This window comes from Polynucleobacter sp. 35-46-11, assembly GCF_002281105.1.
On record NZ_NCFJ01000195.1, the window covers coordinates 1 to 4,276 of the forward strand.

Sequence of the window (4,276 nt, forward strand, 5' to 3'; positions counted from 1 at the left end):
GGCATCAAACTGATTTCTACTGGTGGTACTGCAAAGCTATTAGCTGAAAATAATTTACCTGTAGTGGAGGTATCTTCACTCACCAAGTTCCCAGAGATGTTGGATGGCCGCGTAAAGACCCTGCATCCCATGGTGCATGGTGGCTTATTGGCTCGTCGAGACTTCCCTGAGCATATGGCTGCTTTGAAAGAACATGGTATCGATACGATCGACATGCTAGTTATTAATCTCTATCCGTTTAATGAGACCGTTGCTAAAGCCGATTGCTCATTTGAAGATGCGGTTGAAAATATTGATATTGGTGGCCCAGCCATGTTGCGTGCTGCCGCCAAGAATCATCAAGATGTGACGGTGCTCATTTCACCAGAAGACTACGCGCCTGTACTTGAAGAAATGAAAGTCAATCAGAACGTGGTTTCCTATAAAACTAATTTAGCTCTAGCTAAAAAGGTATTTGCCCATACCGCTCAATACGACGGCGCGATTGCCAATTATTTATCTGCATTAGGTGATGATCTCGATCACAAGAAACGTTCTGCCTATCCAGAAACCTTACACCTTGCCTTTGAAAAAGTACAAGAGATGCGTTATGGGGAGAACCCACACCAATCAGCTGCTTTTTATAAAGATATCTATCCGGTTGATGGTGCGCTTGCCAATTACAAGCAACTACAAGGTAAAGAGCTCTCCTACAACAACATCGCTGATGCTGACTCTGCCTGGGAATGCGTCAAGAGCTTCACTGGCAGTACTGGTGGTGCCGCAGCCTGCGTCATTATTAAGCATGCCAACCCTTGCGGCGTAGCCGTTGCAGCTAACGGCCTCGAGGCTTATCAAAAAGCATTTAAAACCGACCCAAGCTCTGCCTTCGGTGGAATTATTGCCCTCAATGTGCCATGTGACGGTGCCGCAGCTGAGGCAATTTCCAAACAGTTTGTAGAAGTATTAATTGCGCCTAGTTTTAGCGATGAAGCAAAGGCTATATTTGCTGCTAAACAAAATGTGCGTCTCTTAGAGATTCCTCTGGGCACTGCGTTTAATACTTTTGACTTCAAACGCGTTGGCGGCGGATTGCTAGTTCAGTCTCCTGATGCGAAAAACGTCCTTGAAAACGAAATGCGTGTTGTAAGTAAGCGTCTTCCAACTCCAAGCGAAATGCATGACATGATGTTTGCATGGCGCGTTGCCAAGTTTGTGAAGTCAAATGCAATTGTGTATTGCGCTAAGGGCATGACGCTTGGTATTGGTGCTGGTCAAATGAGTCGCGTCGATTCCGCTCGCATGGCAAGCATTAAGGCAGAGAACGCAGGTCTGAGCCTGAAAGGCTCGGCAGTTGCTAGCGATGCCTTCTTCCCATTCAGAGATGGCTTGGATGTCGTTGTAAATGGTGGTGCAAGCTGCGCCATCCAGCCTGGTGGCAGCATGCGTGATGATGAAATTATTGCGGCGGCCAATGAGCATGGCATTGCCATGATCTTTACTGGCACACGTCACTTCCGACACTAAGCACCCATGCGCTGGATAGGAATCGACCCAGGTCTACGAACAACGGGTTTTGGCGTTATTGATGTTGATGGCCAAAAGCTGAGTTACGTAGCCTCTGGGACGATTGAGAGTGGCGACCCAGCACAAGGACTTCCTGAGCGACTGGGAATCTTGTATGCAGGCATTAAAGAAGTTCTAGAGACATACCACCCAGAGCAAGCTGCTATTGAAGAAGTATTCCTGAACGTCAATCCTCGCTCTACATTGATGCTAGGTCAGGCACGAGGTGCAGTGATTGCAGCTCTAGTGTCCGACAAGCTCCCAGTCGCAGAGTTCAGTGCACTTAGGGTAAAGCAGTCCATCGTCGGAACTGGAAGAGCCACCAAACCTCAGGTGCAAGAAATGGTCAAGCGTTTGCTACGCCTAAGCCGCGCCCCTGGTACAGATGCAGCCGATGCATTAGGGGTGGCGATTTGCGCTGCGCATCATGCCCAGATTCCGAAAGCCATTACTGCCGCCCTTATGCCCAAAAAGAGTAGTAAGAAATAACAATACAAACAGGTTAAGATCTTTACATGATTGGTCGCATTCAAGGAATTCTCGTTTCGGTTCACCCACCTCGCCTCTTGGTAGATTGCCAAGGCGTTGGTTATGAGATCGATGTGCCCATGAGTACCCTGTACCAATTGCCAGAGACTAATCAAAAAATTACACTTCTCACGCACTTTCAAGTACGAGAAGATGCGCAGCAACTTTTTGGCTTTGCTACAGAAACAGAGCGCGAAGCTTTTAGACAACTGATCAAAATTAGCGGTGTTGGATCGCGGACTGCCCTTGCAGTACTTTCCGGCATGAGTGTCAATGAATTAGCTCAAGCCATTGCAATGCAAGAAGCGGGACGCCTGACTCAGGTTCCTGGCATTGGGAAAAAGACTGCCGAGCGTCTTTGCCTCGAGCTCAAAGGGAAGCTAGCTCCAGATTTAGGAATTGTGGGTGGCAAGCCCCAGACAATTGAAGCCAGCAGTGAAATATTGCAGGCACTCTTGGCGCTAGGTTATTCAGAAAAAGAAGCGCATCTTGCCCTCAAACAAATACCGCCTGACACTACCGTTTCAGATGGTATTCGCATGGGCCTCAAATACCTCTCGAAGTCTTCATAACTAAGCACTCAAACACCACTACACTTGCAGTATGGCAATCCACACCGAAGATCTCAGCTCAATTCCCGAAGATTTACCTGAAGCCAATGACCGTATCGTTAGCGGCGCGGCAGGTAATTCTGAAGCCGTCTTTGAAAGAGCCTTGCGTCCAAAACAGTTGGATGAGTATGTTGGTCAAACCAAGGCTCGCGCTCAACTAGAAATCTTTATTACTGCAACGAGAGCCCGACAAGAGGCTCTCGATCACGTACTACTTTTTGGCCCTCCTGGCCTTGGTAAAACTACCCTAGCCCACATCATTGCTAGAGAACTAGGCGTGAACTTGCGCCAAACTAGCGGCCCCGTTCTGGATAGACCTGGCGATCTTGCTGCATTACTTACCAATTTGGAAGCAAACGATGTGCTCTTTATTGATGAGATTCATCGACTCTCTCCAGTAGTTGAGGAGATTCTCTATCCAGCACTAGAAGACTACAGCCTGGACATCATGATTGGTGAGGGGCCTGCAGCGCGCAGCGTCAAAATTGATCTCAAGCCATTTACCTTAATCGGTGCAACTACTCGTGCCGGTATGCTCACTAATCCACTGCGTGATCGCTTTGGTATTGTGGCAAGACTGGAGTTCTACACTACTGAAGAGCTCACCAAAATTATTACGCGCTCTGCCAGCTTACTCAAAGCTGATATTGACCCAGAGGGATCGATTGAGATTGCAAAGCGCGCTAGAGGCACACCACGTATTGCCAATCGCCTGCTACGTCGAGTACGTGACTATGCCGAGGTCAAGGGTACCGGCACCATTACCAAGCAAATGGCAGATGCAGCATTAAAAATGCTCGATGTGGACCCAAGTGGTTTTGATGTAATGGACAGGAAATTACTGGAAGCTATCTTGCATAAGTTTGATGGCGGGCCAGTGGGTATTGATAACTTAGCAGCCGCTATTGGCGAAGAGCGTGACACCATTGAAGATGTATTGGAGCCCTACCTGATTCAACAAGGCTACCTACAAAGAACCTCTAGAGGCAGGGTCGCAACACGTCAGGCTTATGAGCATTTTGGCCTAACGCCACCTGCTGGTGATGGCCAGATATCTTGAAATTATTCAGATAAGCTAGAAAAGTTATCAATCCTAGCTTGGTCTATTGGGGTAACTTTTACCAGTTAAATTGCTATAGGCTGCCGCAACCAAAACTAGTATTACAGAATCTATCATTATCGGAAATATTGCATACCGATAATGCATGACATTGCCAAGCACCACAATTAAAGCAATTGCTGCGGCAGGAGGGTGCAAGCAGCGCAAAATAAACATTCCTAAAATGGATAAGCTGGCTGCCAATGACATTGCCATCAGTGGATCTTCCACAAAATGAATGACTGAGATACCGACTAAAGCAGATAGAGTATTACCTGCAATGACTGCCCAAGGTTGAGCCATGGGGCTCTGTGGAAGCACAAAAACTAGTAAAGCGCTAGCACCCAAAGAAGCCGTCAGCCATTCATTTACACCACTGAGGTCTCCAAGATACATCGCCTCCGCGAACGGCGAGTCCATCAAGGCGGCGATCAATTGGATCAAGTCGATCGCCTCCGAGCCGGAAGTCGGCCAGATCTATGACGGCACGGTC

Annotated in this window: 5 protein-coding genes; 4 read left to right on the top strand and 1 reads right to left on the bottom strand. The window is 47.9% G+C overall.

All coding sequences use genetic code 11. The features are described 5' to 3' along the window. The 4 genes from purH to ruvB all read left to right on the top strand — a co-directional run. Positions 1–1,506: bifunctional phosphoribosylaminoimidazolecarboxamide formyltransferase/IMP cyclohydrolase (purH, locus tag B7Y67_RS11580; protein WP_293598774.1), on the top strand; the 1,506-nt coding region annotated here is incomplete at its 5' end. 6 nt (positions 1,507–1,512) lie between these two features. After that, positions 1,513–2,034: a crossover junction endodeoxyribonuclease RuvC gene (gene ruvC / locus B7Y67_RS11585; protein WP_293598775.1), complete on the top strand. Its 522-nt coding sequence runs from the start codon at positions 1,513–1,515 to the stop codon at positions 2,032–2,034. Between the two features lie 26 nt (positions 2,035–2,060). Further along, positions 2,061–2,645 carry a Holliday junction branch migration protein RuvA gene (gene ruvA, locus B7Y67_RS11590; protein WP_215302093.1) on the top strand — a complete coding sequence of 195 codons (585 nt, stop codon included), beginning with the start codon at positions 2,061–2,063 and terminating at the stop codon, positions 2,643–2,645. 31 nt (positions 2,646–2,676) lie between these two features. Continuing rightward, the gene (gene ruvB / locus B7Y67_RS11595) at positions 2,677–3,744 is read left to right on the top strand and encodes a Holliday junction branch migration DNA helicase RuvB (RefSeq protein ID WP_215386855.1); all 1,068 of its coding nucleotides are present in this window, start codon (positions 2,677–2,679) and stop codon (positions 3,742–3,744) included. A gap of 33 nt (positions 3,745–3,777) precedes the next feature. Here the strand turns inward: ruvB and B7Y67_RS11600 are convergent, their stop codons facing one another. Continuing rightward, the gene (locus B7Y67_RS11600; RefSeq protein WP_293598776.1) at positions 3,778–4,227 is read right to left on the bottom strand and encodes an HPP family protein; all 450 of its coding nucleotides are present in this window, start codon (positions 4,225–4,227) and stop codon (positions 3,778–3,780) included. Positions 4,228–4,276: the final 49 nt, after the last annotated feature.

Excerpts from the sequence above, each read along its gene's own strand:
- ruvC (WP_293598775.1), top strand. The coding sequence starts at position 1,513 with ATGCGCTGGATAGGAATCGACCCAGGTCTACGAACAACGGGTTTTGGC.
- ruvA (WP_215302093.1), top strand. The coding sequence starts at position 2,061 with ATGATTGGTCGCATTCAAGGAATTCTCGTTTCGGTTCACCCACCTCGC.
- ruvB (WP_215386855.1), top strand. The coding sequence starts at position 2,677 with ATGGCAATCCACACCGAAGATCTCAGCTCAATTCCCGAAGATTTACCT.